Source organism: Aquirufa esocilacus (assembly GCF_042715595.1).
In the GTDB taxonomy this organism is placed as follows: Bacteria; Bacteroidota; Bacteroidia; order Cytophagales; family Spirosomataceae; genus Aquirufa; species Aquirufa esocilacus.
In genome coordinates this window covers 708,928-734,441 of sequence record NZ_JBBKXX010000001.1, presented here as the reverse complement: position 1 = coordinate 734,441, position 25,514 = coordinate 708,928, and the positions used below count along the sequence as shown (strand labels likewise).

Annotated in this window: 29 protein-coding genes and 1 tRNA gene; 19 read left to right on the top strand and 11 right to left on the bottom strand. The window is 41.0% G+C overall.

Going from position 1 to position 25,514, the window contains the following annotated elements:
* Nucleotides 1–2 precede the first annotated feature (2 nt).
* Nucleotides 3–701, top strand: coding sequence for an SDR family NAD(P)-dependent oxidoreductase (locus tag SKC37_RS03195; RefSeq protein ID WP_377980074.1), 699 nt, complete (start codon nt 3–5; stop codon nt 699–701).
* Here the strand turns inward: SKC37_RS03195 and SKC37_RS03190 are convergent.
* Complete coding sequence (locus SKC37_RS03190; protein WP_377980073.1) at nt 687–1,673, bottom strand: cation diffusion facilitator family transporter; 987 nt, start codon at nt 1,671–1,673, stop codon at nt 687–689. The two genes, SKC37_RS03195 and SKC37_RS03190, sit on opposite strands and share 15 nt — an antisense overlap.
* Nucleotides 1,674–1,699: 26 nt before the next feature.
* Between SKC37_RS03190 and SKC37_RS03185 the strand changes: the two genes are divergently transcribed.
* Nucleotides 1,700–2,254 carry an NUDIX domain-containing protein gene (locus tag SKC37_RS03185; RefSeq protein WP_377980072.1) on the top strand — a complete coding sequence of 185 codons (555 nt, stop codon included), beginning with the start codon at nt 1,700–1,702 and terminating at the stop codon, nt 2,252–2,254.
* Here the strand turns inward: SKC37_RS03185 and surE are convergent.
* A complete protein-coding gene (gene surE, locus SKC37_RS03180; RefSeq protein ID WP_377980071.1) occupies nt 2,225–2,992 on the bottom strand; it encodes a 5'/3'-nucleotidase SurE in 768 nt (255 codons plus the stop codon). The two genes, SKC37_RS03185 and surE, sit on opposite strands and share 30 nt — an antisense overlap.
* Before the next feature lie 37 nt (nt 2,993–3,029).
* Here surE and SKC37_RS03175 point away from each other — a divergent pair, with 37 nt between their 5' ends.
* Nucleotides 3,030–3,506: a GNAT family N-acetyltransferase gene (locus SKC37_RS03175; RefSeq protein ID WP_377980070.1), complete on the top strand. Its 477-nt coding sequence runs from the start codon at nt 3,030–3,032 to the stop codon at nt 3,504–3,506.
* Here the strand turns inward: SKC37_RS03175 and SKC37_RS03170 are convergent.
* Nucleotides 3,487–4,392, bottom strand: coding sequence for a nucleoside phosphorylase (locus SKC37_RS03170; protein WP_377980069.1), 906 nt, complete (start codon nt 4,390–4,392; stop codon nt 3,487–3,489). The genes SKC37_RS03175 and SKC37_RS03170 overlap by 20 nt on opposite strands.
* 2 nt (nt 4,393–4,394) lie before the next feature.
* Between SKC37_RS03170 and SKC37_RS03165 the strand changes: the two genes are divergently transcribed.
* Genes SKC37_RS03165 through SKC37_RS03150 form a run of 4 tightly spaced genes read left to right on the top strand, consistent with a single transcriptional unit; the run spans nt 4,395 to nt 7,007 of the window.
* Nucleotides 4,395–4,835, top strand: coding sequence for a hypothetical protein (locus tag SKC37_RS03165; RefSeq protein WP_377980068.1), 441 nt, complete (start codon nt 4,395–4,397; stop codon nt 4,833–4,835).
* Nucleotides 4,832–5,158: a DUF2834 domain-containing protein gene (locus SKC37_RS03160; RefSeq protein WP_252622801.1), complete on the top strand. Its 327-nt coding sequence runs from the start codon at nt 4,832–4,834 to the stop codon at nt 5,156–5,158. The genes SKC37_RS03165 and SKC37_RS03160 overlap by 4 nt, the downstream gene beginning before the upstream one ends.
* 5 nt (nt 5,159–5,163) lie before the next feature.
* Nucleotides 5,164–5,508 carry an iron chaperone gene (locus tag SKC37_RS03155; protein WP_223130553.1) on the top strand — a complete coding sequence of 115 codons (345 nt, stop codon included), beginning with the start codon at nt 5,164–5,166 and terminating at the stop codon, nt 5,506–5,508.
* Entirely contained in the window at nt 5,505–7,007 is a 1,503-nt protein-coding gene (locus SKC37_RS03150) for a serine hydrolase domain-containing protein (protein ID WP_377980067.1), read from the top strand. The genes SKC37_RS03155 and SKC37_RS03150 overlap by 4 nt, the downstream gene beginning before the upstream one ends.
* Here the strand turns inward: SKC37_RS03150 and trhO are convergent.
* Nucleotides 6,998–7,987, bottom strand: a complete 990-nt coding sequence (gene trhO / locus SKC37_RS03145; protein ID WP_377980066.1) for an oxygen-dependent tRNA uridine(34) hydroxylase TrhO — start codon at nt 7,985–7,987, stop codon at nt 6,998–7,000. The genes SKC37_RS03150 and trhO overlap by 10 nt on opposite strands.
* A gap of 36 nt (nt 7,988–8,023) precedes the next feature.
* A tRNA-Leu gene (locus tag SKC37_RS03140) sits at nt 8,024–8,106 on the bottom strand.
* A gap of 72 nt (nt 8,107–8,178) precedes the next feature.
* Between SKC37_RS03140 and SKC37_RS03135 the strand changes: the two genes are divergently transcribed.
* On the top strand, nt 8,179–8,547 hold the full coding sequence (locus SKC37_RS03135) for a DUF3127 domain-containing protein (RefSeq protein ID WP_130896587.1): 369 nt from the start codon (nt 8,179–8,181) through the stop codon (nt 8,545–8,547).
* A 104-nt stretch (nt 8,548–8,651) separates the two neighbouring features.
* On the opposite strand, the gene SKC37_RS03130 is transcribed toward SKC37_RS03135, so the two are convergent.
* Together SKC37_RS03130 and SKC37_RS03125 are read right to left on the bottom strand one after the other, a co-directional pair.
* The gene (locus SKC37_RS03130) at nt 8,652–9,122 is read right to left on the bottom strand and encodes a GNAT family N-acetyltransferase (protein WP_377980065.1); all 471 of its coding nucleotides are present in this window, start codon (nt 9,120–9,122) and stop codon (nt 8,652–8,654) included.
* Nucleotides 9,103–10,062, bottom strand: coding sequence for a PhoH family protein (locus SKC37_RS03125; RefSeq protein WP_377980064.1), 960 nt, complete (start codon nt 10,060–10,062; stop codon nt 9,103–9,105). Before SKC37_RS03125 ends, SKC37_RS03130 begins: the two co-directional genes overlap by 20 nt.
* A gap of 103 nt (nt 10,063–10,165) precedes the next feature.
* Between SKC37_RS03125 and dnaB the strand changes: the two genes are divergently transcribed.
* Entirely contained in the window at nt 10,166–11,758 is a 1,593-nt protein-coding gene (dnaB, locus tag SKC37_RS03120) for a replicative DNA helicase (protein WP_377980063.1), read from the top strand.
* 142 nt (nt 11,759–11,900) lie between these two features.
* Here the strand turns inward: dnaB and rlmD are convergent, their stop codons facing one another.
* Nucleotides 11,901–13,322: a 23S rRNA (uracil(1939)-C(5))-methyltransferase RlmD gene (gene rlmD / locus SKC37_RS03115; RefSeq protein ID WP_377980062.1), complete on the bottom strand. Its 1,422-nt coding sequence runs from the start codon at nt 13,320–13,322 to the stop codon at nt 11,901–11,903.
* Between the two features lie 91 nt (nt 13,323–13,413).
* On the opposite strand from rlmD, the gene SKC37_RS03110 reads away from it, so the two are divergent.
* A complete protein-coding gene (locus SKC37_RS03110; RefSeq protein ID WP_377980061.1) occupies nt 13,414–14,220 on the top strand; it encodes an SDR family oxidoreductase in 807 nt (268 codons plus the stop codon).
* A 60-nt stretch (nt 14,221–14,280) separates the two neighbouring features.
* Here SKC37_RS03110 and SKC37_RS03105 read toward each other — a convergent pair whose 3' ends face one another.
* Nucleotides 14,281–14,667, bottom strand: a complete 387-nt coding sequence (locus SKC37_RS03105; RefSeq protein WP_377980060.1) for a cyclic nucleotide-binding domain-containing protein — start codon at nt 14,665–14,667, stop codon at nt 14,281–14,283.
* A 130-nt stretch (nt 14,668–14,797) separates the two neighbouring features.
* Here SKC37_RS03105 and SKC37_RS03100 point away from each other — a divergent pair, with 130 nt between their 5' ends.
* Genes SKC37_RS03100 through SKC37_RS03060 form a run of 9 tightly spaced genes read left to right on the top strand, consistent with a single transcriptional unit; the run spans nt 14,798 to nt 23,232 of the window.
* Nucleotides 14,798–17,215, top strand: coding sequence for a heavy metal translocating P-type ATPase (locus SKC37_RS03100; protein WP_377980059.1), 2,418 nt, complete (start codon nt 14,798–14,800; stop codon nt 17,213–17,215).
* A gap of 57 nt (nt 17,216–17,272) precedes the next feature.
* Nucleotides 17,273–17,428 (top strand): cbb3-type cytochrome oxidase assembly protein CcoS, encoded by a 156-nt coding sequence (gene ccoS, locus SKC37_RS03095; protein WP_223130542.1) that lies wholly within the window; start codon nt 17,273–17,275, stop codon nt 17,426–17,428.
* Nucleotides 17,425–19,551: a cytochrome-c oxidase, cbb3-type subunit I gene (ccoN, locus tag SKC37_RS03090; protein ID WP_377980058.1), complete on the top strand. Its 2,127-nt coding sequence runs from the start codon at nt 17,425–17,427 to the stop codon at nt 19,549–19,551. The genes ccoS and ccoN overlap by 4 nt, the downstream gene beginning before the upstream one ends.
* 4 nt (nt 19,552–19,555) lie before the next feature.
* Nucleotides 19,556–19,741 (top strand): hypothetical protein, encoded by a 186-nt coding sequence (locus SKC37_RS03085; RefSeq protein WP_377980057.1) that lies wholly within the window; start codon nt 19,556–19,558, stop codon nt 19,739–19,741.
* A gap of 7 nt (nt 19,742–19,748) precedes the next feature.
* Complete coding sequence (locus tag SKC37_RS03080) at nt 19,749–20,492, top strand: cbb3-type cytochrome c oxidase N-terminal domain-containing protein (RefSeq protein ID WP_377980056.1); 744 nt, start codon at nt 19,749–19,751, stop codon at nt 20,490–20,492.
* Between the two features lie 2 nt (nt 20,493–20,494).
* The gene (locus SKC37_RS03075; RefSeq protein WP_377980055.1) at nt 20,495–20,707 is read left to right on the top strand and encodes a YgaP family membrane protein; all 213 of its coding nucleotides are present in this window, start codon (nt 20,495–20,497) and stop codon (nt 20,705–20,707) included.
* A 35-nt stretch (nt 20,708–20,742) separates the two neighbouring features.
* Entirely contained in the window at nt 20,743–22,128 is a 1,386-nt protein-coding gene (gene ccoG / locus SKC37_RS03070; RefSeq protein ID WP_377980054.1) for a cytochrome c oxidase accessory protein CcoG, read from the top strand.
* A complete protein-coding gene (locus SKC37_RS03065; RefSeq protein WP_377980053.1) occupies nt 22,121–22,567 on the top strand; it encodes a FixH family protein in 447 nt (148 codons plus the stop codon). Before ccoG ends, SKC37_RS03065 begins: the two co-directional genes overlap by 8 nt.
* The gene (locus SKC37_RS03060) at nt 22,567–23,232 is read left to right on the top strand and encodes a sulfite exporter TauE/SafE family protein (protein WP_377980052.1); all 666 of its coding nucleotides are present in this window, start codon (nt 22,567–22,569) and stop codon (nt 23,230–23,232) included. Before SKC37_RS03065 ends, SKC37_RS03060 begins: the two co-directional genes overlap by 1 nt.
* Here the strand turns inward: SKC37_RS03060 and SKC37_RS03055 are convergent.
* On the bottom strand, nt 23,222–24,277 hold the full coding sequence (locus SKC37_RS03055) for a response regulator (RefSeq protein WP_377980051.1): 1,056 nt from the start codon (nt 24,275–24,277) through the stop codon (nt 23,222–23,224). The genes SKC37_RS03060 and SKC37_RS03055 overlap by 11 nt on opposite strands.
* Before the next feature lie 4 nt (nt 24,278–24,281).
* Nucleotides 24,282–25,487 (bottom strand): PAS domain-containing sensor histidine kinase, encoded by a 1,206-nt coding sequence (locus SKC37_RS03050; protein WP_377980050.1) that lies wholly within the window; start codon nt 25,485–25,487, stop codon nt 24,282–24,284.
* Nucleotides 25,488–25,514: the final 27 nt, after the last annotated feature.

Below are 25,514 nucleotides of genomic sequence, written 5' to 3'. Positions count from 1 at the left end.
TCATGGGAAAATACGTTATTGTTGGGGCTAGCCAAGGAATTGGTGAGTCCATTGCTACTGCTTTGCTTGCTGCTGGCCATGAAGTGATTAACTTCTCGAGAAATCCTTCCTCCATTAATGGAGTAGAAAACCATAGCTGGGATGCGTTAGATTCGGATGATTCCGGTATTGCGGCCATCACCGGACCTGTAGATGGAATCGCCTATTGCCCGGGAAGCATTAATTTAAAGCCCTTTCATCGCTTGACTTCGGCAGATTTTGAGAAAGACTTTCAGATTAACGTGTTAGGTGCAGTTCGCGTGATTCAGGCACTATTGCCAGTATTGAAACAGTCTGCGACTTCATCTATTGTCCTTTTCAGCACCGTGGCCGTTCAAACAGGCATGGGCTTTCACGCTTCGATTGCGAGCGCTAAAGGAGCTATTGAGGGTTTAACACGTTCTTTAGCAGCAGAACTAGCGGCTAACAAAATTAGAGTGAATGCCATTGCACCTTCTTTAACACAAACTCCATTAGCGGGAGCTCTATTAAATTCTCCAGAGAAAATCGAGGCAGGAGGTAAAAGACATCCACTAGGACGTGTAGGTCAATCAGAAGATGTGGCTAATTTAGCGGCATTCTTATTGAATCCAGCCAATTCATGGATTACGGGACAAGTTATTGGGGTAGACGGAGGAATCGGGTCCCTAAGAACGAGCTAGAGTCTCATTGAAATGTTTTTGGTTTAAGGCCAAATTCATTTGATTCCATTCTATTTTGTTCGAAAAAGCCGCTTTTCTAATTGCACAATCAGCGATCGAGCAATGACTGCAACACTCATCTAAACAAGGATCCGCGTGGACGAATATCTCCACGTGGGTTGCTTGTAATGCGCCTAACATTTCTTCAAAGCCGTGAATTTCTTCATGTGTTCTGTGTAAATCCCAATAACGCGGCAAAGTCAAGTGGCAATCGATATGCAAATCACCTCCATATTGTTGGACGCGTAGATTATGTAGATCAATCCATTCCTCTTTTTTGTTTGCTACCACCCAGTCAGTCACCTTTTGGAATAAGGCAGGATTTGTCTCATCCATTAAAGCCGCCACCGATTCTCTAATTAAATGCACACCTTGCCAGCACATAAAACCAGCGAATAAAAAGGATGCCACTGAATCGACCCAAAACCAGTGGGTAAAATAGGTAAGCGCCAAAGCAGCAACGACTAAAATTCCATTATAGGCATCAAGACGCAAGTGTTTACCATCTGCGATCAGGGCAGGAGAGTGGGAGGAGCGACCTTTTTTAACTAAAAAATAACCCATTAAGCCATTTATGGCGGCAGAAACAAAGGAAACAGCCATACCTACGTCTAAACTTTTCAGCTCAGGCGAGGCATATAAATGCTGAGACGCATGAAGAAAAATATAGGCCGCTGCTAATAATATGAGCACACCCTCTAATCCAGAGGCGAAAAATTCAATCTTTCCGTGGCCATACGGATGATTCAAATCCTTAGGTAAGGACGCTAAATAGATGGAATAATAGGCAAAACAAGCCGCGACCACATTGATAATCGACTCCAATGCATCAGTCAATAGCGTTGTGGATCCACTCGCATAGTAGACGGCAAACTTCGCTGCCATGATGAGCACCGAAAGGACAAAAGAAAGAAAGACAAGCCGCTGTTTCATTAAGACAAAGATAGTATTTTTACCGGATGGAAACGGAAAACAATCCTTGGAAAACACTAAATCAAGAAACGGCTTACGAGAATGCTTGGATACGAGTAGAACACCATGAAGTCTTGAATCCAGCCGGAAATCCAGGAATTTATGGGAAAGTCCATTTTAAAAATACGGCTATTTCCATTGTGGCCATCGATGCAGAGGGTTTCACCTATTTAGTAGGTCAATACCGCTATACGCTGAATGCCTATTCTTGGGAGGTTCCGGAGGGTGGTTGTTCCATCGAATCGGGAGAATCTACTTTAGCCGCTGCTAAACGCGAACTATTGGAAGAAACTGGATTAGTAGCCGCAGATTGGACAGAACTAGGGGAGGTGTATCTTTCGAATTCGGTGAGCGATGAAAAAGCGGTGATGTATTTGGCCCAAAACCTAAGCCAGCACCAAGCCTGCCCAGAGGAAACCGAACAATTGAAAATCCGTAAGTTACCGTTAAAAGAGGCGATTGAAATGGCTCAAAATGGCCAGATTACTGACGCCTTGAGCGTGTTGACACTATTAAAGATCCCAGCTTTGCATTTGCTTTAATTCATCATAATCTGTCAAATCATATTTGACGGGTACAATGCTGACATAATTTTCTGCTAAAGCATCTAAATCTGTGTTATTGTTCAAGTCCTCGTTGTGCAAATCTCCATCCATCCAGTAATAGGGCTTACCATACGGATCTTTACGCTCTTCAAAACGCTCTCTAAAGATCGCATTGGCTTGTTTCACCACTTTAACCCCCTGCAATGGCATGGAAGAATGTGCGGGGAAATTCACGTTTAGTGTCAATCCTTTAGGTAATCCATGCACGAGGACCTGTTGGCAAATTTTGATGATATAATCGTGGCAATGTGAAAAATCAGCATCTGATGCAAAATCACAAAGGGAGAATCCGATAGCCGGAATTCCCTCCATCGCCGCTTCAATAGCTGCAGACATGGTTCCTGAATATAAAACCGCAATCGAAGCATTCGAACCGTGGTTAATACCCGAAACGACTAAATCAATTTTCCGTCCTTTTAGAATTTGGTGTTTACCGATCTTCACACAATCAGCGGGAGTTCCTGAACACTTGTAGGATTGAATGTGATCGCCAAAATCATTCGTTTTCACCACGCGCAACGGCTCACCCAAGGTTATCGCATGACCCATACCGGATTGGTGCGTATCCGGAGCGACCACTACTACTTCGCCCATTTCGGACATGATTTCAGTAAGAACGCGGATACCTTTGGAATAGATTGAATCGTCGTTTGCGATGAGAATAAGTGGCTTCATATGTTGCTATTTTGACTGCAATTTACAAATTTTGGCTATGATTTTACGCAAAGCGACGCTCGAAGACATCCCCCTCATTCAAGAAATAGCAGAAGAAGCCTGGAGACCCACCTATGGCCATATTTTAACGGAGGAGCAGACTTTGTACATGATTCCAATGATGTATGCGTCAGAGGTTCTGCAAAAGCAAATCGAAATTTTCTCCATGTTAGAAATGGATGGTGCGGCGATCGGCTATTGTGCTTTTGAAAAGACCTCAGAGACTGATGGTAAATTGCATAAACTCTATATGCGACCATCCGTCAAACAAAAAGGCGCTGGAAGTTTTATTATCGCACAGATTAGTCATCAAGCTCGATTGATGGGACTCTCATCTATCTATTTAAACGTCAACAAACATAACTCCGCGGTAGAATTTTACCTGAAGAAAGGTTTCATCAAAGACCGTGAAATGATCCTAGACATAGGCAACGGCTATGTGATGGATGATTACGTTATGCGATTAATGCTATAGCTTTTTTAATCAAAGACCGAATTTGTCCCTCCGGATCTTTCGAAAATTCATTCGTGATGCGGTTCGCTAAAATAGCATTCAATGAAATCATTTCGTGCCCCATAGCGCCACCAAAGGCGTAATAGGCTGCCGTTTCCATTTCGATATTGGTGATTTCTTGTTCACCTAACTTAGCAGCAGCGACTTTTTCTAAAAAATCAGGTCTTATCGATTGCATTCTTATCGTGCGTCCTTGCGGCGCATAAAATCCTGGTGCCGTTAAGGTAACACCAGTAAATGCATTCAATGGAGCAAATTGTGCGCAAAGCGAAGCACTAGCCTTAGCTGCATACAGAGGCAATGGATAATCAATTGCTTTATTCCAAGTGGCTAAAACATCTTCGGATATTGACATAGCAGAATCAAAATCATAGAATTGGGCTAAATTATCAAATCCAATCGCAGCAGTCGAAATCAAAATCGAATCCACTGGGATATGGGACTGAATACTACCCGAAGTGCCGATTCGGATGAGCTGTAACGATTTTTTTTCAGTTTTCTCCAGACGCGTTTGAAAATCAATATTAACCAAAGCATCTAGTTCATTCATCACAATCTCCACATTATCCGCACCAATACCACTGGATAATACACCGATCTTTTTACCCCTTAAAACGCCTAAATGAGTCACAAATTCCCTTTTATGAACGATTTCAATGACTTCATCAAAAAAGGCAGAAACAGCGGGAACACGCTCTGGATCACCCACCAAAATAAGGGTATCCGGAATCTGATCAGACCGCAAGTTCAAATGATAAGAACTTCCATCCGGATTTATAATCAAGTCTGTGGGAGAGAAATAGGTCATGCGCAAATTTATTGATAATTTTCCAATGTAATAAGTCATTCATGAAAAGTACTAAGTCTCAAATACAGGCAAATCTTCGTTCCATTTTGGAAAATACGCTAGAAGAAGCCCGTAGAGAATATGTTTTGGCCAAAGAATCCCGCGATTCAGACACCAAAAGTAGTGCTGGGGATAAATTTGAAACCGGTCGAGAAATGATGCAGCGAGAAATGGATAAGCTAAGCGCTTTAGTGGATAATACGCTTAATTCTATTGCCAAATTAGACAGACTTGCTGATTTACCTGCCTCTAAGGTCATTTCTGAGGGAAGCCTAGTAGAAACAGATCAAGAAACTTATTTTATATCCATCGGATACGGCAAACTAGATTCCATTTACGCCATTTCAATTGAATCGCCACTTGGATTGGAATTAAAAGGCAAAAGAGTAGGGGACCGCATCGAAATGCGCGGCCGAAATATCACCATAAAATCAATCGTATGAAAAATGCACACTATCTCTATTTAGTTCTTTCCCTGGTAGGTGGGAGTATCACCTTTTACTACGTATACGAGGGAATGATGTTGAATAACGGAAAATTTGATGTCATTGATTTTGTCCAAAGCACTTGGACGGCAAACCCTTACGCTAAAAGTTTAAGTTGTGACTTTTGGACCGGCGCCATCGCAGGCACCTTTTTTATACTGGTAGAGGGTTTACGTATTAAAATCAAATACCTGTATCTTTATTTATTGGCAACCGTTTTAATAGGTTTTGCCTTTGCATTCCCCTTATTTTTATTCGTTAGACATAGACAATTAGCCTAATATTTATGGAAGAATACATCAAGACCTTTCCGGAGGCCACACAGAAAATTTTAATCGAAGTGCGTGATGCGATTCGTTCGGTCGTACCGGAGGAAACGGAAGAAACGATGTCTTACGGGATGCCCACCTTCAAGTTAAATGGCAATTTAATCCACTTTGCGGCCTGGAATAACCATCTAGGTTTTTACCCTACACCGAGTGGAATCAAGAATTTCGTACAAGAATTAGCGCCTTACGAGGGGTCTAAAGGGGCGATCAAGTTTCCCTATCACTCACCTATGCCTTTGGAACTGATAAAAGAGATTACCTTATTTAGAGTTCAGGAGAATTTAGCCAAAAAGAAACGATGAGAAAATTTCTATTCTGCCTACTAGCGGCAAGTTTCAGTATTAGCGCTCAAACAAACGATGAAAAGATTCGTTCGTTCATTCCCACGCTTGATTCCTTATTTCAACAACAAGCGAACCTTTCTAAAATGCCAGGTCTCGTTTATGGAATCGTATATAATGGCCGTTTAATTCATTCCAATGCACTAGGTCTTGCTCAAATCGAGAACGGCATAAAGGCCGACAAGACGATTGATTTTCGCATTGCTTCGATGTCTAAAAGCTTTGCGAGTATGGCCATTCTTCAGCTGAGAGATGCGGGTAAATTACGCTTAGACGATCCGGCTGCTAATTACATTCCGGAATTAAAAACCACTCAATCGCTCACAAAAGACGCTCCTGTTATCACGATTCGCCATTTGTTGACTCATGCCGCCGGATTTCCAGAAGATAACCCTTGGGGTGATCGCCAACTTGGCATTTCGGATGAGACCTTTAAGGCGATGATCAAAAAAGGAATAACTTTCTCCACAAACCCAGGCGTTAGCTACGAATACAGTAATATGGGATTCGCGATGTTAGGTTTAATCATCAAAAACGTGAGTGGTCAAAGCTATCAATCCTACATCAAAGAGCATATTTTCAAACCTTTAGGGATGAATAATACCTATTGGGAATACGCTGAGGTTCCAGCAAACAAATTAGCCTATGGATATCGCTGGATAGATAATAAATGGGTAAAACAACCGATGGAACACGATGGAGCTTATGGCGCGATGGGAGGGTTGATTACGACTTTAGAAGATTTCAGCAAATACACAGCTTTGCATTTATCTGCCTGGCCTGAGCGTGATGAAACAGAAAAAGGTCCACTTAAACGTAGTTCAATACGAGAAATGCAATTCCCATGGAATATCAGCGGTTTTAATCCCAAATACACGTATCCAAACGGCCGAATCGGGAGTTCCTTTACTTCCTATGGCTATGGTTTAAGCTTCCTACAAGATGATCAAGGAAGACGCTCTGTGGGACATTCAGGAGGATTACCTGGTTTTGGAAGTAATTGGCGTATTTATCCGGATTATGATTTAGGCGTCATCGCTTTCGCAAACGTGACCTACGCTCCAGCGAGTTTTATTAACCTCAAAGTGATAGATTCCCTCATTTCTTCTACTAAACTGAGTCCACGAAAATTACCAGCATCTGCTATTTTAAAGCAAAGACAATCCGAACTAGTTCGCCTATTGCCAGAATGGAAGAACGCGACTGAATCGGAAATTTTTGCAGAAAACTTCTTCCTTGATTATTTCCCGGATAAGTTGGCGGCTGAAGCGAAAGCAATCTTTGTTAAAATAGGCGCCATTCGATCCATTCAAGAGATTGAACCAGAAAATAACCTGAGAGGCACCTTTCGAATTGATGGAGAAAAAGGAAGTGCCGAAGTGTATTTTACACTAAGTCCCGAGACACCTGCACTGATTCAGGAGTATCACATTTTAGAAACAAAAAAGGCTCATAATTGAGCCTTTTTTTGTTTTTCTATTTTCTCTGTCCGTTTAAAGGACTTGAATCCTAATTCAGGAGAATAACCCACTGAGTTTTTGGAATAATACCCTTTCTCATTGTAAGGCCGTTTCCGCGGATGCTCTTTACATTCAGGGGAACAGGCGCCCTCCATCTCTTTAAGACAGGATGGGCAAATAGCTAAATGCTCATTGCATTCCGGATTCGCACAATTGACCATATGATCAGATTTCGTATGGCAGACATGGCATTCTGATACAATCTCCGGATTTACCGAATTAACCGGCGTCGCTACTCGGTTATCAAAAACATAGCATGAACCATCAAAATCCTCGCCACCTTCTTCTAGACCATATTTAATGATACCTCCGTGCAATTGATAGACATCCGTAAATCCTTTTTCAATGAGATAGGCAGATGCTTTTTCACACTTAATCCCACCTGTACAATAGGTAATGACCTTTTTGTTTTTCAAATGCTCAATCTCCTGCACATGATCAGGTAAATCGCGCAGATTCTCCATATCAAAGGTGTAAGCGCCTTTGAAACGACCTAATTCGTGTTCGTAATTCGAACGCATATCAACCAAGACGACATCTGGGTCATTCTTCAATAATTGCTTGAATTCCTTCGGCTTCAAATGCTTGCCCGTTCTAACGCGAGGATCAACCCCTAAATCAGAATGCACAATTTCATTTTTAACGCGAACGTGTAATTTATTAAACGTATGCGCTTCATGATAATCGATTTTGAAGTCAAAATCTGACCCAGCAAAAATGGGATCATTTTCTAACCATTTCATGTAAGCATCGCAATCTGCTTTTAAACCAGAAACGGTTCCATTTAAACCCTCAGCAGCGACGATAATACGTCCCAAAAGGTTATTCTCAATACAAAAAAGGTGGTGTTTTACTCGGTACTCTTCCGGATTCGGAATAGGAGTATAGTTATAGTAAAGCAATACACTGTAAGGTTTCATCTTCAACATGATTTACAGATTAAACAAAAAATTAAGTGACGATGGGGAGATTCGAACTCCCAAACCTTAACGGCACTACCACCTCAAGGTAGCGTGTCTACCAATTTCACCACATCGCCAAAAACGGTTAGTAAAATTACCAATTATTTACTTACTTGCCAACAATTACGGAACTCAAAAAAATTAGTACAATGGCTTTAGAAATAAGCGGAAAATTAATCAAGAAATTACCTGAGGTTACAGGAACAGGTAAAAACGGCACCAACTGGATCAAGCAAGAATTTGTGATCGAAACACAAGATCAATACCCTAAAAAGGTGTGTATGTCAGTTTGGGGTGATAAAACACAAGATTTAACGCCAGTTCAAGAGGGCGAAATCGTTAAAGTGCAATTCAACGTAGAATCAAGAGAATACAACGAGCGTTGGTATACAGAAATCCGTGCGTATCGTTTAGATCGTACTGGTTCAATCCCAGCAGGAGTGGAGCCTACACCAGCAGCAGGAGGATACCAATTCCCTCCATTAGCGGCTGAGAGTGGTGATGATTTACCATTTTAGTCGGCAGTGGCCAGTCGGCAGTAGACAGAATTAGTTAAATAATAAAGCTGGAACATTGTTCTGGCTTTTTTATTTACAAGCAATCCACTTTGACTTCAGCGTTTTTACTGCCCACTGCCGACTGCCCACTGTCCACTGTCTAACTCCATCGCCTGATGCACTATATCCGCCTCAATAAACGTATCTCCATAAGGCTGAAATCCTAAAGAAGCATACAAAGGCATAACAGAAACTTGTGCATGCAAATAATAATGATGGCAGTCCGGAAATTCTGCAGCAGATTCAGCAAAAATATGCTGAATAATTAAAGAAGCATAGCCTTTACCGCGGGCTGACTCCAACGTAGCGATTCGCTCCACCTTAATTCCTTTTTCTGTTTTGCGGTATCGACCCGTTGCCACTGGTGTGGCGTCTTCAAACAGTAAAAAATGTTTGGCTACCGCGTCTAATTCGTCAAATTCCTCAGACGGCAAGCACTTTTGTTCTTTTACAAACACTTCCGTACGAATGGCAAACACTTGTTCGATTTCTTCCGGACTAATCGCCTGAATGATCTTATTTTTCTTGCTTTCCATATGCCTCGATGATTTTACGCACTAATCGGTGACGAACAACGTCTGAACCATCCAATTCAACAAAGGCAATCCCATTAATTCCAGAAAGGATGCGTTCTGCTTCTCCCAGACCTGATGTTTGGTTTTTAGGTAAATCCACTTGGGATTTGTCACCCGTAATAATCGTCTTAGATTGGATACCCATACGCGTCAAAAACATCTTCATTTGCATGGAAGTGGTGTTTTGAGCTTCATCTAACAAAATAAAAGCTTTATTTAAGGTACGTCCGCGCATATAGGCCAAAGGAGCAATTTCAATAGTCCTATTTTCTAAATAGAATTTCAATTTTTCCGCTGGAATCATATCATCCAACGCATCATAAATAGGACGCAAATACGGATCAATTTTCTCTTTCAAATCCCCCGGCAAGAATCCCAAGTTTTCTCCAGCTTCCACAGCGGGACGCGTGATGATAATTTTCTTTACTTCTTTGTTTTTCAATGCTTTCACTGCCAGCGCCACTGCGGTATAGGTTTTACCCGTACCTGCAGGTCCAATCGCGAAGACAATGTCATTCGTGGTAGCGGCATCGACTAATTTACGTTGATTTGGAGTTTTGGCCTTAATAACGATTCCTTTATTGCCAAAAAGTAGCACGTCTTTATCCTCCACCCAGGGCTGCTCTGATTCCTCACCTGTCGGATTCAACACCGCATCGATGTAGGCTTGCATATGCTTTTCAGTGAGCGTATGGTGCTTATCTAAATGGGTCGAACATGAGTTGACAATCGCTTCGACTAAAGCAATCTGATCATTAGATCCACGGACGGTTAATTGTTCGCCACGAGCGATGATTTTGGACTGAGGAAAGGCGCTAATCAATAAATTGATATTTGCGTTTGCAACGCCTAAAAAGTCAATTAGAGAGACCTCTGAGAGGGAAATTATTTTTTCTAACAAGTAAAAATGGGTTTAAATCGTATGAAAGTAAAAATAAGAAATTCTTGAAATTTAATATCTTCCTTTATAAGATAATTTTGAAAATTTAACGTAAAATTGTGGTATGGAATCTAACACCCCGTCATCCATTCATAAAAAAGGAAATCAGTCAGCTACCGGAATTCGTTCACAGGTGGGACCCACTCGTTTAAGCGATTTGGGCTTAGGTAAATTACCTCCTCAGGCCGTTGACCTAGAAGAAGCGTTGATAGGGGCGCTCATGTTAGAAAAAGAGCCATTAGCGAATGTCATTGAACTATTACGCCCTGCGTCTTTTTACAAAGAGGGACATCAATTGATTTTTGAAGCCATCCAAGGTTTATTCCAAGCTTCTCAACCGGTTGATTTATTAACGGTTAACAATTATTTGAAGCAAAATGGCACTTTGGAGAAAGCAGGAGGGACTAGTTATTTAGCTCAATTAACCTCTCGGGTTAGTTCCACCTCGAACGTTGAATTCCATGCCAGAATCATCATTGAGCAATATTTGAAGCGTCAACTGATTCAGATCTCCTCTGAAATCCAACGCTTATCCTACGAAGATACGTCTGACGTATTTCATTTGTTAGATAAGATGGAGCAGGAGCTCTTTACGATTGCAGAATCGAATATCCGTAAGAACTATGAAAGTATGTCGGATATCTTGAAAAAAGCAGTAGATGAACTAGAAAAGAAACAATTACAAAAGAGTGGCTTAACCGGTGTTCCATCTGGATTCACGGACTTAGACCGCTTAACATCAGGCTGGCAAAGACAAGAATTAATTATTATCGCGGCTCGTCCAGGTATGGGTAAAACGGCCTTTGTCGTTTCTGCTTGTAGAAATGCAGCGGTTGACTTTGGCCATTCTGTAGCCTTATTCTCTCTGGAGATGAGTGCGGTTCAGCTTGTAAATCGTATTATTTCAGCAGAAGCAGAGATTGAAGCTGAAAAGATTCGTAAAGGAAAATTAGAACCACACGAATGGCAACAATTGCACTCGAAGATTAATAAATTATTTGAGGCAAATATGTTCATCGATGATACTCCGGCTTTATCAATCCTAGAGTTAAGAGCAAAATGTCGTCGTCTTAAGGCCCAAAAAGGTATCGACCTAATCGTCATCGATTACTTGCAGTTAATGACCGGTGATAGTTCAGGAAAAGGGGCTAGCGGTAACCGTGAACAGGAAATTGCCCAAATTTCCCGTGCACTGAAGCAATTAGCGAAAGAATTAGATGTACCTGTAATCGCACTTTCTCAATTAAACCGTTCTACAGAAACTCGAGGTGGTAATAAAAAACCACAATTATCCGATCTTCGTGAATCAGGTGCTATCGAGCAAGATGCCGATCAAGTAATGTTCATTTACCGACCAGAATATTATGATATAACAGCAGATGACCAAGGTAATTCTTTGGCCGGAATGGGAGAGATTATCATGGCTAAAAATCGTTCTGGTTCGCTAGATAGTGTTTGGCTAAAATTCATTGGTAAATTCACTAAATATTGTGACCTTGATTTCCAACCATTCTCTAATAATGAGGGAGGCAATTTTGATTTAAGCGCATTAGGCGATCAGACGTCTGCTTTTGAATCTAGCAACGATGCGGTGTTCAAAGGGAGCAAGATGAATTTACCGCCGGAGGATTATGATCCGTTGAATACGCCGTTTTAAAAATAGCTTCGCAATTTTTAAAACTTATAGCACAAAGCATAAAGAACAAACTTTGAATCCCCGTCGGGGATAAACATGTGAAATAAAAAAGGGCGATTAATCGCCCTTTTTACTTCTATATCTATTCTTTATGCTCTATTCTTTATGCTTTAAGCATGAGCCTCACAATATTCTCCACATGATGCGTCTGGGGGAACATATCCACCGGATGAACGACATCTACTTCATAGGCAACATCCAGTAAAGCTAAATCGCGGGCTTGGGTAGCAGGATTACACGAGACATATACGATCTTCTTCGGTTTGACTGCCAAAATTTGATTCACTACATCTAAATCCATACCTGCACGTGGAGGATCGGTAATAATGACATCTGGAGCGCCGTGAATAGCAATAAATTCTTCTGTCAAAACTTTCTTCATATCCCCGGCAAAGAATGTTGCATTCTTGATACCATTTAATTCGGCATTAATTCGTGCATCTTCCACAGCCATCTCGACGTATTCAAGACCAACAACTTTAGAGGCGTGCTTCGCTAAAAACAAACCGATAGTCCCCGTTCCTGTATATAGGTCATAAACGACTTCATTTCCTTGCAAATCAGCGTATTCACGCACTAATTGGTATAGTTTTAGCGCTTGTTTAGCATTCGTTTGAAAGAAAGATTTGGGGCCGATTTGGAACTTTAAATCCTCCATGGTTTCCACCATAAAGGCTTTCCCATGATAGCATACCACATCTAAATCATGGAAGGTATCGTTTCCTTTTTGGTTTACCACATAATTCAATGACGTAATCATGGGGAAAGTGGACTTCAAGTATTCCATGACCAATTTGATTTCCTCTTCCGTGGCATAGGCAAACTGAACAGTGACCATCCATTCATTTGTAACCGTATTTCGGATAATCAAATTACGTAAAGCTCCCTCTTGTTGGTTCTTTAATTCATAATAGGAGATTCCATTCGCTTCAGCGAAATCACGTACTCCATTGCGAATGGCATTGGATGGATCAGGCTGCAAATAGCAGTGATCTACAGGTAAAATCTTATCAAAACGACCTGGAACATGGAATCCTAAAGCATTCATGGATCCTAAATCTTCTTTACCGATTTCATCTTCCGTGAGCCAGCGAGCACAAGAAAAGGTGAATTCTAATTTATTGCGGTAGTAATAAGTCTCCTCAGAACCTAGAATCGGTTGAAATTCGGGTAATTTCACTTTAGCGATGCGGGTCAAATTATCTTTGACTTGTTGAGCTTTAAAGGCGGTTTGAGCTTCATAAGAAACGTGTTGCCACTTACAACCGCCGCAAATGCCAAAATGGCTACAGGCTACCTCTGTCCGGTGTTTGGAAAGAGGTTGAATATTGATGGCTTGCGCTTGTTTGAAGCTCTTTTTGGACTTCAAAACGCGCAAATCTGCGATATCGCCAGGAGCGACGGCTCCTTGTACGAAAACCACTTCATCATTCACTTTGGCAATACACTTTGCCTCTGCGGCAAAATCCAAAATGGCAATTTGTTCCAACACCACTGGGACTTTCTTTTCTTTTTTCTTACTCATGCTGCTAAAAATGTGCACAAAAATACGGCTTTATGTGGGCAAGCCAACCAATTCAAGATAAAACCTTAACTTCGCGATGAAATTAATTCACATGAAGAATCAAGTAGTTATCATCACGGGAGCTAGTTCTGGAATCGGAAAAGCATTAGCCTTTGAATACGGCAGAAAAGGAGCTCAAATCGTTATCACGGGTAGAAATGAGCAGAATCTAATCGCTGCCGAAACAGAATTACAAGCGGCAGGCATAGCAGCTAAAGGTATTGTCTGTGATTCCGCGTCTGAAGAACAAACACGAGCTATGGTAGATCAGGTAATGCAATTATATGGCAGAATTGACCTGCTAATCAATAACGCAGGAATCTCCATGCGATCGATGTTTGAGACCGTTGATTTAAAGGTTTTGAAACAAGTGATGGACATTAATTTTTGGGGAACAGTCTACGCCACCCATGCCGCTTTACCACATATTAAAGCCGTGCAAGGAGGAATCATTGGTATTTCTTCCATCGCAGGTTACCGCGGACTTCCTGTTAGAACAGGCTATTCCGCCTCCAAATTCGCGATGAATGGTTTCTTAGAAGCCTTGAGAACTGAGTTATTAGAAACGGGTGTTCATGTATTAATTGCTTGCCCGGGATTCACCGCTTCGAATATTAGAGCTGCCTCTTTAAATAGTGAGGGGAAAGTGACAGGTGATTCCATGCGCGATGAGGGAAAAATGATGTCTGCTGAAGAAGTGGCCAAACGCATTGCTGAGGCTTACGAATCTAAGAAGAAGACGTTAGTACTCACTTTCCAAGGCAAATTAACCGTATTCTTAAATAAATGGATGAATGGATTTTTGGACAAAATGGTCTATAATACCCTGAAAAAGGAAAAGGATAGCCCCTTAAAATAAAGCTCCCTTCCGCTAAAAGCAAAAGGGAGCCGAAACCCAATTAAATACCACTCTAAACCCTTATACCGTAGCGTACTTCTGCTGAACCTTTTTTAAAAGTTCATTTAATTCCGCTTTTTTATACTCAAAATAGGGAAGTGCTAAATCGAATTCATCGATCAACTGCTTGAAATACTTCCGCTCAAAAACCAAAAATTGTGAATAACTCGACGTCATAGCGGAATACAAATGCTTTTTCTCTTCGATTGCTTCCTCAATTCCAATAAAAACTCCTTTCCGATCGATGGTCACAAAGCCAACCGGTCCTTCTAACACGAGGCTGCCTTCTTGCAGGTAAAATACAAATTCTGCTTTTTGGCCTTGACGAAATAAATATTCATCAGGCAAGTAGCGGAGTTCGATTCCACTAGCTAACACTTTCCGTTCCGTATCTGAAAAATTGTTCATTGGCTTAAATAACAATGCGAAATTAGAGGGATGAAAGGTTTCAATACCTGACGTTCATCAGTTTTCAATGTGCTATTTGTCACGAAAAGCAAGCCTGAATCTCCGGAAATTTGAACATTAGATTTTACACATGTACACGGAGGTTCTTGAAGAGGTAATATGCTATCATTGTGGAGATGAATGTTCAGAAACGCCTATCATTCATCAAGAAAAGACTTTTTGTTGCCATGGTTGCGAACAAGTTTACGAATTACTGAATGATAATCACCTAGAAGAATATTACAACTGTGATCTTAATCCGGGCATTTCTCCTACAGATAAGAATTTCGATTTTCTTAACAACAAAGCATTCAGGGATCGTTTAATCACCTTTTCGAATGCAGATTTTTCCAAAGTTAGCTTCCACCTGCCAGCTATTCACTGCCGCTCTTGTTTATATCTATTAGAAAACCTGCAAAAGTTGAATCCGCAGATTATAAAAACGAGTCTGAATTTTGGCAAGAAAGATCTCACAGTTTGGTTTAAAGAAGACCAACTTAGTTTAGGCGCCTTAGCCACCTTAATTGCAAGCTTAGGGTATGAACCGCATATCTCGAATGCGGAAGAAAAACCGCAAAATAATGATCAAAAAAAGCTATTTCTAAAGCTAGGAATCGCCGGTTTTTGTGCTGGGAATGCGATGCTATTCAGCTTTCCAGAATATTTAGGGATTGACGATGTTTCGCTTCAAGCTTTATTTGGTTACCTGAATCTAGCTTTGGGTAGCGTGGCCGTATTCTATTCCGGTTCGGACTATTTTAGCAATGTCTATGCGCACCTAAAATTGCGCAAAATGACCATTGAATTACCCATTTTATTGGGTATTCTGGTAGGATATGGTCGCAGTGTATTTGAAATTTTATCGCATACGGGTGCTGGCTACATCGATTCTGTTTCTGGCTTGATATTCTTCCTATTAATAGGGAAGTGGTTCCAGCAGAAATCTTTTGATTTCCTCTCGTTTGAACGCAATTACAAAGCCTATTTCCCATTAGTGGTCACAAAAATCGCGAATGGAAAAGAGGAAACAGCACCCTTAGAAGAGATTCAGGTGGGGGATCGTTTATTGATTCGAAATCAAGAGATTATTCCAGCTGATGCCTATTTATTAAAGGGCCAAAGTCAAATGGACTACAGCTTTGTCACCGGCGAAAGCGAATTAATACCTATTCAAGCAGGTCAATCTATTTATGCAGGTGGCAAACACCTAGGAGAGGCCATCGAAATTCAAATCAGCAAAGAGTTGAACCAGAGCCATTTAACACAGCTTTGGGAACAACAAGCCTTTAAAGATCCGAATCACAAAACGGAAAACTGGGAGAACTTTGCGAACCAAGTGGGGATGTATTTCACCGTGATACTGTTAAGTCTAGCCACGATTGCGGGAATTTATTGGTTCAACGTGGATCAAAGCCGCTGGTCAAATGCGGTAGTGAGCATTTTGGTCATTGCCTGTCCTTGCGCCTTGGCCGTTTCTTATCCTTTTGCCTTAGGCCACGGAATCAGGTGGCTCGCCAAGTTTAACTTTTTCATCAAAGACATTCAAACATTCGAGCGAATGGCCCAAGTGGACACCTTGGTTTTTGACAAAACAGGCACGCTAACCTTACAAAGTCAACAGGAACCTAGCGTTCATTTCAACCGTGATTTGAACGATACCGAATGGAACGCGATTTATTCACTCGTATTTCAATCCACCCATCCACTATCGAAGCAGGTCAAAAAATTCCTACAACATCGTAGCTTTTTACCCTTAACTGAATTTAAAGAACTAAGTGGAAAAGGTATCGAAGCGTCATTTGATGGCTTATTTATCCAAATCGGAAGCGCTAAATATACGTTGAATAAACTCAGCACTCCGGAGGGTTTTATCAGTTCTGAAACACGCTTGTTCGTTTCCATCAACCAAGAGCCCATCGGATTTATCGAATTTCCGTGGGAAAATAGACCAGGGGTGGAAGGAATGTTGCATAATTTAAGACATCAATATGAAGTCCATTTGATTTCAGGCGATAAAAAAGAACACGCTGCTCACTTACTGGATTGGTTTGAAAATCAAGATCACGTAAAATTTGAGTGCAGCCCATTAGAGAAGATGGAATATATCCAATCACTTCAAAAACAAGGTAAAATCGTGGCCATGATAGGGGATGGACTAAACGATGCAGGGGCTTTAAAACAGGCAGCCGTAGGTATCGCCGTTTCAGATGACCACTTACATTTTACGCCGTCGTCTGATGCCATTTTAAAGGGTTCTGAATTGCCTCGATTAGGGGAGTATTTGCGCTACTCCAAATTTGGCCTACAACTCATCAAAGCTAGCTTTTTGCTATCCTTGGTTTACAATGGATTTGGGTTAAGCTATGCGATTCAGGGGAATTTATATCCTTTGATAGCAGCCATATTGATGCCGATTAATTCCATCAGTATGTTAGTTATTGCGACGTGGGGAATGAATTGGAAAGGACAACTTTTATCCCGTTCTAAAATCAGAATAAAAGCTGAGTAAAGTCAGGTTTCGCAAAGGTCTTTGTCCCGAAATTGCAACAAATAAAATGTGTAGACAATGGAAATAATGTACCTAATGATCGGATTAAGCCTTTTTATGGCCATCGGATTTGTTATTGCCTTTGTTTGGTCCATTAAAACGGGACAACAAGAGGATTTAATCACTCCAGCGATGCGCATTTTACAGGATGACCAAAAAACAAACAAACTATGAGTACAAAATCTACCTCATTAGAGCAATTTTATTACGATAATAAAGTGGTTCGAAATTTTTCCTTAGCGACCATACTTTGGGGAGTAATCGGAATGACAGTAGGTGTCATCATTGCTACTCAACTTTTTGCTCCCTCTTGGAATCTAACGCAATATGGAACTTTTGGCCGCTTACGTCCATTGCATACGAATGCAGTGATTTTTGCTTTTGTGGGTAATGCCATTTTTGCTGGGGTCTACTATTCGCTGCAACGTCTTTTGAAAGCACGTATGTTCAGTGATTTCTTGTCCAATTTTCATTTCTGGGGTTGGCAATTAATCATTGTAGCTGCAGCGATCACCTTACCGTTAGGAATCACGACATCACACGAATACGCGGAATTAGAATGGCCTATCGACATTGCGATTACCTTGGTTTGGGTGGCATTTGGCATCAACATGTTCGGAACAATCTTTAAAAGAAGAGAGCGACACTTGTATGTAGCAATTTGGTTCTACATCGCAACATTCATTACGGTGGCTGTATTGCACTTGACGAACTCAATGCAATTACCTATTTCATTATTTAAATCCTATTATGTGTATGCAGGCGTCCAAGATGCCCTGATTCAATGGTGGTATGGTCATAATGCGGTGGCGTTTTTCTTGACGACCCCATTCTTAGGGATGATGTATTATTTCTTGCCAAAAATGGCGAACCGTCCGGTCTACTCATACCGTCTTTCTATTTTACACTTTTGGGCCTTGATCTTTATCTATATCTGGGCTGGACCTCACCACTTGTTGTATTCGTCATTGCCTGATTGGGCACAGTCATTAGGGGTTGTTTTCTCGATTATGTTAATTGCTCCATCCTGGGGTGGTATGATTAATGGTCTTTTGACTTTACGCGGTGCTTGGGATCAAGTACGCGAGAATACGTTATTGAAATTTATGGTGGTGGGTATTACTTCGTATGGTATGGCTACTTTCGAAGGACCGATGTTATCCTTAAAAAACATTAATGCCATTGCCCACTTTACAGACTGGATCGTTGCACACGTGCACGTAGGAGCTTTAGGCTGGAATGGTTTCTTGACATTTGCGATGTTATATTGGTTAGTTCCCCGCATCTTCCAAACAAATTTGTATTCAGAAAAACTCGTAAAAACCCACTTCTGGATCGGAACAATTGGTATTGCCTTTTATGCTATCCCTATGTACATCTCTGGTTTCACCCAAGGGATGATGTGGAAACAGTTCACAGCAGAAGGCACTTTGCAATATGGTAACTTCTTAGATACTACTTTGCAATTATTGCCCATGCACATGATGCGCGCATTAGGTGGAACCTTGTACTTAACAGGAGCAATCTTAATGGCCTATAACTTGTTCAAAACGATGGCTCAAGGCACTTTGTTAGCGAATGAGAAAGCAGAAGCAGCTCCATTAGCCATCATCGAAGAGAAACACGAGAGTGATGGACACTGGCACCGTTGGATTGAAAAACGCCCTATCCAGTTATTAGTGGCTTCTTTAGTAATGATTTTAGTTGGCTCTTTGGTGGAATTAGTTCCTACGTTTATGGTAAAATCAAACGTTCCTACAATTGAGTCGGTGAAACCATATAGCTCTTTAGAGTTAGAGGGACGTGATATTTACATCCGCGAAGGTTGTGTGAGTTGTCACTCTCAGTTAGTTCGTCCATTTAGAAGTGAGACGGAACGCTACGGTGAATTCTCTAAATCTGGTGAGTTCGTTTACGATCATCCTTTCCTTTGGGGATCCAAACGTACGGGACCGGATTTGCATAGAGAAGGGGGTAAATACCCTGATTCTTGGCACTATCACCACATGAGAGAGCCGAGTAGCATGTCACCTGGTTCGATTATGCCAAATTATGCCTGGTTATTAGAGCAAACATTGAATACGTCTCAAACGCAGGATAAGTTAGCTGCCATGAAAAAATTAGGTGTTCCTTATTCAACGGATGAGATTGCTAATGCGGTGAAAGATCTGAATACGCAGGCGACGGCGATTCAAGCGAATTTAGCGTCAGAGAAAATTAAGGTTAGTCAAGACAAAGAGATTATTGCTTTGATCGCCTATTTACAACGTTTAGGTACGGACATTTCTAAAAAATAAGCGCATGTTTAAGCAATTTATAGCGACCATTCCAGGAGCAGACAATTATATGATTTTCTCGCTGCTGATCTTTTTGACATTCTTCGTACTAGTAGGAGTCTACTTACTATGGATGGACAAAAAGCACCTCGTTGAAATGGAGCAAATGCCCTTTAACGAAGGTAATAACCTAAATGAGAACTTAAAATAATACGATTATGTCAGTTACTGTTGTTGAAATTTGGTTAGTAAGTATGATCCTGATAACGGGGATTGTCATTTTAATAGTAACCCTACAGTTGCATGTGGCGCTAAAAAAACTAGCCGATAAAGCTTCCCCTGAACCGGCAGAAAAGCTAAGCTGGTGGGATGGATTCACTGGTTTAAAGCCTTTGGAAAAAGAAAAAGACCTCTTAATGGAGCATAAATACGATGATATTGCGGAATTAGATAATCCTACGCCGCCTTGGTTCATGTATTTATTCTATTTAACGATCCTTTTTGCTGTCGTTTATGGGCTGTATTACCACGTGTACCAGGATGGCAATATTCAAGAAACGGAATATAAAACCGAGGTAACGATTGCAGAAAAAGCGAGAGAAGAGTACATGAAGAAGTTTGCTAATTCAGTAAACGAGGATAATGTGACGGTAGTAAAAGAGGCCAAAGATTTAACAGAGGGTTCTCAACTATATTCTACAAATTGTGTAGCTTGTCACGGTGATAAGGGGCAAGGCGGTGTGGGACCTAACTTAACGGATAAGTTTTGGATTCACGGTGGAGATGTAAAGGATTTATTTAAAACGATTACCCATGGTATTCCTGAAAAGGGGATGATTGCGTGGAATAAGACCTTAAATCCGTTACAAATTCAGAAAGTTGCCTCTTATATTCTGACACTTCAAGGATCCAATCCTCCAGGTGCGAAAGAACCACAAGGAACAGAAACTAAAACTCCCTAATTATGAAAAAGAACGTAGGTAAAATGGATCGAATCTTTCGATTAGCGATCGCCGTAAGTTTAGCCATTCTGGCTTATGCCCGAATTATCCCCGCAAACCTTGCATTAACGGTTTACATTGTCGCCGTTATTATAGCCCTAACGGGAGTATTTAGATTTTGCTTACTCTACAAGCCTTTTGGGTTGAGTACCTGCCGAGAAAAGTCTCCATTTTAATCTTAAAGGGGTCCGGCAACGGACCCTCTTTTTTTATGTCACAATTCAATATCGATAATGATGATTACCGGAACCATCTGTACAACCAGACTAAGGACGGGAAACGACTTTGGATCTATCCAGGTCGCATTATCGGACAATTCTACCGCCTAAGAACATACTTTTCGTACCTGTTATTAACACTATTATTCGGTTTACCTTGGATCGAATACAAAGGGAATCCCATCTTCCTATTTAATGTGTTAGAACGGAAATTTATCTTTTGGGGTGTGCCGTTTTTTCCACAGGACTTCCATTTAGTAGCCTTAGGACTTGTCGCATTCCTTTTATTTGTCAGTTTATTTACCGTATTATTTGGTCGCATCTGGTGTGGCTGGGCTTGCCCGCAGACCATCTTCATGGAAATGTTATTTCGGAAGATTGAATACTGGATAGAGGGAGATGATAAAGCTCAAAGAAAACTAGCCGAATCCCCTTGGAATACCGAGAAGATCTTGAAAAGAGGAACTAAGCATACCTTGTTCGTTCTCTTGTCATTCGCTATTGCGAACACCTTTTTGATGTATATCATCAGCAAAAAGGAATGGCTCAAATTAGTTACAGAATCACCCATGGATCACGTGGTGGGTTTAGTCGCCATTTTAATTTTTACAGCGGTCTTTTACTTTGTATTTGCCCGGTTTAGAGAGATGGTTTGTATGGTTATTTGCCCCTATGGTCGTCTTCAAGGCGTATTATTGGATAACAATTCGATTTTGGTTCAATATGATCATAAGCGGGGAGAACCGCGCGGAAAAGGGGAAGATAAAGGCGCCTGCATCGATTGCCATTGGTGTGTACGCGTTTGTCCTACCGGAATTGATATCCGAAATGGGAGTAATCAATTAGAATGCATTGGATGCACGGCGTGTATCGATGCCTGTGATATGGTGATGGAAAAGACGCATCAGCCTACCGGTTTAATTCGCTACGATTCGTTGAATGGGGTAAATGCAGGACAAAAACTCAAGTTCACCTTTCGGATTGGGGCATATAGCACTGTTTTGGCCTTAATCATCGCGGGATTAGCCTATATGTTAGTCACACGGACTAATTTTGAAACCACATTGCTTCGTACGCCCGGGATGATTTTCCAGGTGGATGAAAAGACACATGAGGTAAGTAATTTATACCAAATGGAGGTTTTGAACAAGTCGATGGAAAAGCAAAGCTTTAGAATAGAGGCACCTGAGCCCTTTAAGATTGTTTGGGTGGGAAAACCTATTAATTTAGTCAACCCGGGGAAAATGGCAAAAGGGGAGTTCTTCCTGAAAATCAAACTAGGTAAATGGAAGAATGGGGAAAAGGTTCCGGTAGAAATTATCGAAACAAGTGGTAAAGAAGAGATTATTAAAACCAGTTTTATACAACCTGATGAATAAATTTAGCTTTAATTGGGGGCATGGCATTATTGTCACCTTTGTACTTTTTGGGGCATTTATGGCGTATTTTTATGTCAATATGTCCAAAGAATCCATCGAATTAGTGGGCAAGAACTACTATGCAGATGGTCAGGCATTTCAACAGAAAATCAATGAGCGGGAACAAACGGCGGCTTTAACATCTAAGGCTAGTTTAGCATTTTCAGCGGATTTTCAACAAGCCAAAATTCAGTTCCCAACTTCCATTTCAAAAGGGAGTTTAGTTTTTTACCGACCATCCAATGCCAATTTAGATAAAACACTTAGTGTTTCTGCCGATTCAACTGGCCTAGCACTCATCCATACGCCCTTTTTAGTTAAAGGTCCATGGAATGTTAGTTTAAGCTGGGAGAAAGACGGCAAAAGCTATATCGAAGAACAGCGAATTCAAATTCCTTAATGCATACTTGGTATTATACTTTTCTCATCGGTTTAGCCGGAAGCTGGCATTGCTTTGCGATGTGTGGACCTATTGTGGCTCAAATTAACGCGCGCGGGAAATCACCTGCTAGGATGCTGCTTTATCCACTTGGACGCATTTTCATCTATGGTGCGCTGGGTTATTTTGTAGCTGGAATAGGATCCATTTGGCTATTTCCCAATCTATGGTCTTATTATTATGTATTGGCAGGTGTTTTTATACTCCTAATTATTAGCCAAAACATAGGAGAGGGGCCTCTCGCTTTTTTACATCAATTGATTGGGAAAAAATTACAGAAAATAGGAGCTAAAATGGGCCCCAGTGGCTATTTTGTCTTAGGAATGGCCAATGGACTTTTACCTTGTGGTCTTGTGGTAGCCGGTTTAAGCGTGGCTTTGATTCAACCCAAACCTATTTACGGAGCTTTTAGCATGGTGATTTTAGGCATAGCGACCTTGCCAGCGCTTCAGCTCTACATTTGGGGATCATCTAAATTAAAGAAACAGCCAATTTTTCAATACCTAGGATGGTTTGTCGCGGGAATACTACTATTTAGGGGAGCTTGGGGAATTGGTATGGCGTATTCTGATTATTTAGCCCATTCGAGTTTGAGTCCCATCATCTGCCATCCGTTTAGTATTTAAGCTTCACGAGACCTTCGATATTTTTCAAGGTCATTTCTCCGCCTTTTACATCCAAGTAGCCCTCTTTTTTAAAGTCACTCAACGTACGAATCACGGATTCCGTAGCTGTTCCCACGCGAGAAGCAAGATCTTCGCGCGATAGTTTAATCACCAAAGGTTCGGACATAGAAGTCCCGTAAGTTTGTGCTAATTCGACTAAAACCATCGCCACCCGCATGCGTAAACTTTGGTAAGCCATCTCTACCATCAATTTTTCGTTTTTCAACAAATAGCTAGTTAATGCTTTTCTGAAAAAGACTTCCAAATGGATGTTCTCCTTGATTCGTTGCAGGAATTCGACAGCGGACACGCTGATGATCACGGATTCTTCTAAGGCTTCAGCGCTTTCACGGTAAGCCTGGTTTTCTAAGATGTCGACGAAGCCGAAAAATTCCCCTTCTTGGATGAAAGAGGTAATGAAATATTTGCCATCCTTGTTCGTATGGTAGGCTTTTACTTTTCCTTTGGCCAAATAATACAAGCGAATCGGATGATCTCCTTCCGCATAAATCACCTGCTTTTTCGCGTGAGTTTGTGTTTTCTTTTCACCCTCCCAAGTGGGTAAATCTAAATAAGCTAATGCTTCGTGAACCAGAGCCACATCTGAAACTGACGCAGACAAAGGAATGGCCGTTTTTGATTTCTTCAATCGTGCCTCAATCGCGCGCAATAATTCCACCTCTTGGAACGGTTTGGTCAAATAATCATCTGCACCCATTTCCATACCCTTGCGCATATCAGCGCGATCGGTTTTAGCCGTGAGAAAGATAAAGGGAATAGAAGCTAATTCAGGTTGACTAGAGAATACCTGCAATACGCCAAATCCATCTAAATTAGGCATCATTATATCACAAATCACTAAATCAGGATTCCAAGTACGCGCTAATCTAACCCCCTCTAAGCCATCAGAGGCTGTCTCTACGGTGAATCCAGATAATTCTAACAGTTCTGCTGTATTCTCCCGAATATCCACACTGTCTTCAATGATTAATAGGCGCTTGCTCATACTGTTATCTCATGGGAAACTGAATATGTAGCTCAGTTCCCTTATTTAATTCACTTTTAATTTGCACACTTCCACCCAATAAACGCATATAGCGATCCACCAAGTGCAATCCTAAACCCGTTCCTTGAATAACGGTAGCATTTCCACCACGGAAAAAGCGTTCGAATAAATGCTTTTGGTCCTCCTCACTAATACCTATACCTTGATCAATAATAATCAACTCGACGGTAGTATCTCGCTGAACCACTTGAAGCACAACCTCCTTTTGAGAGAATTTCAAGGCATTCGATAGGCCATTGAAAATCACTTTTCGTAGAATCGAAGCATCTTGAATGCAGCTAAAATCAGAGGCTAATTCTAAATGAATCCCTTGCTGATATGTACTAAAGTCCGTAAGAATATCTTGTAAAAAATCCCGAATGGTAAATTCAGTTGGATGAATTTCTAATTTTCCATCTTCTAATTTACCCACAGATAAAAATTCCTCTAAAATCTCCGTCAAATGACTGACAGAGGACTTAATACGGTTAATATGTTGTTCTCTTTTAGGTTGATCCTCTGCTTTCGCGTATTTTTCAATCAGCGTTGCCGAACCCAAAATAGACGTCAATGGCGTTCTAAATTCGTGGGAAGCCATCGAGACAAAGCGGGTTTTCAAATCACCTAGCACCTTTTCCTTTTCTAAGGAAATTTCAAGTTCTTTTGCATTGACCTCTAACTTGTCCAAGGTATTTTGTAAAGCCTGTGTTCTAGCCGCTACTTCTTGTTCTAAAGTCTCATTTAGCTGATTGATCTGCTGATTTTTTAAGATCAACTCCATCTCCACTTTCCGTTTAAGCGTCACATCGCTCACAAAAGCGATGTAATGCATACTATCACTAGCTTTAAAGTGACTTAAGGAAATCTCGATAGGGAATAAGGAACCGTCCTTTCTTTTGGCCTTTAAATCTAAACCAATCCCCATGGGACGAGAAATGGGTTTTTCATGACCTAAATTTCCCAAATGACCCTGATGCCGATCCTTTAAATGGTTTGGAATCAATATGGAAATATTTTCCCCCAATAACTCCGACGTTTCGTACCCAAATAATTTATCTGCAAAATGATTCGAAAGAATAATTTCAAAACGCGAATTCGTTACAATTATACCAATTGCTGCCTCTTGAAAGATAGCTTCAAACTCGAATCCGGCTTGTATTTGATTTGGCATTTGTAAAAACGTAAGTTTAAATATAAC

Coding starts and splice junctions, on each gene's coding strand:
- rlmD (WP_377980062.1), bottom strand. CDS start 13,322: ATGAGTAAGAAAAAAGAAAAGAAAGTCCCAGTGGTGTTGGAACAAATT.
- ccoG (WP_377980054.1), top strand. CDS start 20,743: ATGTCACAATTCAATATCGATAATGATGATTACCGGAACCATCTGTAC.
- SKC37_RS03190 (WP_377980073.1), bottom strand. CDS start 1,673: ATGAAACAGCGGCTTGTCTTTCTTTCTTTTGTCCTTTCGGTGCTCATC.
- SKC37_RS03060 (WP_377980052.1), top strand. CDS start 22,567: ATGCATACTTGGTATTATACTTTTCTCATCGGTTTAGCCGGAAGCTGG.
- SKC37_RS03135 (WP_130896587.1), top strand. CDS start 8,179: ATGGCTTTAGAAATAAGCGGAAAATTAATCAAGAAATTACCTGAGGTT.
- SKC37_RS03105 (WP_377980060.1), bottom strand. CDS start 14,667: ATGAACAATTTTTCAGATACGGAACGGAAAGTGTTAGCTAGTGGAATC.
- SKC37_RS03080 (WP_377980056.1), top strand. CDS start 19,749: ATGTCAGTTACTGTTGTTGAAATTTGGTTAGTAAGTATGATCCTGATA.
- SKC37_RS03170 (WP_377980069.1), bottom strand. CDS start 4,392: ATGACTTATTACATTGGAAAATTATCAATAAATTTGCGCATGACCTAT.
- SKC37_RS03085 (WP_377980057.1), top strand. CDS start 19,556: ATGTTTAAGCAATTTATAGCGACCATTCCAGGAGCAGACAATTATATG.
- SKC37_RS03195 (WP_377980074.1), top strand. CDS start 3: ATGGGAAAATACGTTATTGTTGGGGCTAGCCAAGGAATTGGTGAGTCC.
- SKC37_RS03130 (WP_377980065.1), bottom strand. CDS start 9,122: ATGGAAAGCAAGAAAAATAAGATCATTCAGGCGATTAGTCCGGAAGAA.
- SKC37_RS03160 (WP_252622801.1), top strand. CDS start 4,832: ATGAAAAATGCACACTATCTCTATTTAGTTCTTTCCCTGGTAGGTGGG.
- ccoS (WP_223130542.1), top strand. CDS start 17,273: ATGGAAATAATGTACCTAATGATCGGATTAAGCCTTTTTATGGCCATC.
- SKC37_RS03155 (WP_223130553.1), top strand. CDS start 5,164: ATGGAAGAATACATCAAGACCTTTCCGGAGGCCACACAGAAAATTTTA.
- SKC37_RS03050 (WP_377980050.1), bottom strand. CDS start 25,487: ATGCCAAATCAAATACAAGCCGGATTCGAGTTTGAAGCTATCTTTCAA.
- surE (WP_377980071.1), bottom strand. CDS start 2,992: ATGAAGCCACTTATTCTCATCGCAAACGACGATTCAATCTATTCCAAA.
- ccoN (WP_377980058.1), top strand. CDS start 17,425: ATGAGTACAAAATCTACCTCATTAGAGCAATTTTATTACGATAATAAA.
- SKC37_RS03100 (WP_377980059.1), top strand. CDS start 14,798: ATGTACACGGAGGTTCTTGAAGAGGTAATATGCTATCATTGTGGAGAT.
- SKC37_RS03055 (WP_377980051.1), bottom strand. CDS start 24,277: ATGAGCAAGCGCCTATTAATCATTGAAGACAGTGTGGATATTCGGGAG.
- SKC37_RS03065 (WP_377980053.1), top strand. CDS start 22,121: ATGAATAAATTTAGCTTTAATTGGGGGCATGGCATTATTGTCACCTTT.
- dnaB (WP_377980063.1), top strand. CDS start 10,166: ATGGAATCTAACACCCCGTCATCCATTCATAAAAAAGGAAATCAGTCA.
- SKC37_RS03185 (WP_377980072.1), top strand. CDS start 1,700: ATGGAAACGGAAAACAATCCTTGGAAAACACTAAATCAAGAAACGGCT.
- SKC37_RS03075 (WP_377980055.1), top strand. CDS start 20,495: ATGAAAAAGAACGTAGGTAAAATGGATCGAATCTTTCGATTAGCGATC.
- SKC37_RS03165 (WP_377980068.1), top strand. CDS start 4,395: ATGAAAAGTACTAAGTCTCAAATACAGGCAAATCTTCGTTCCATTTTG.
- SKC37_RS03110 (WP_377980061.1), top strand. CDS start 13,414: ATGAAGAATCAAGTAGTTATCATCACGGGAGCTAGTTCTGGAATCGGA.
- trhO (WP_377980066.1), bottom strand. CDS start 7,987: ATGAAACCTTACAGTGTATTGCTTTACTATAACTATACTCCTATTCCG.
- SKC37_RS03150 (WP_377980067.1), top strand. CDS start 5,505: ATGAGAAAATTTCTATTCTGCCTACTAGCGGCAAGTTTCAGTATTAGC.
- SKC37_RS03175 (WP_377980070.1), top strand. CDS start 3,030: ATGATTTTACGCAAAGCGACGCTCGAAGACATCCCCCTCATTCAAGAA.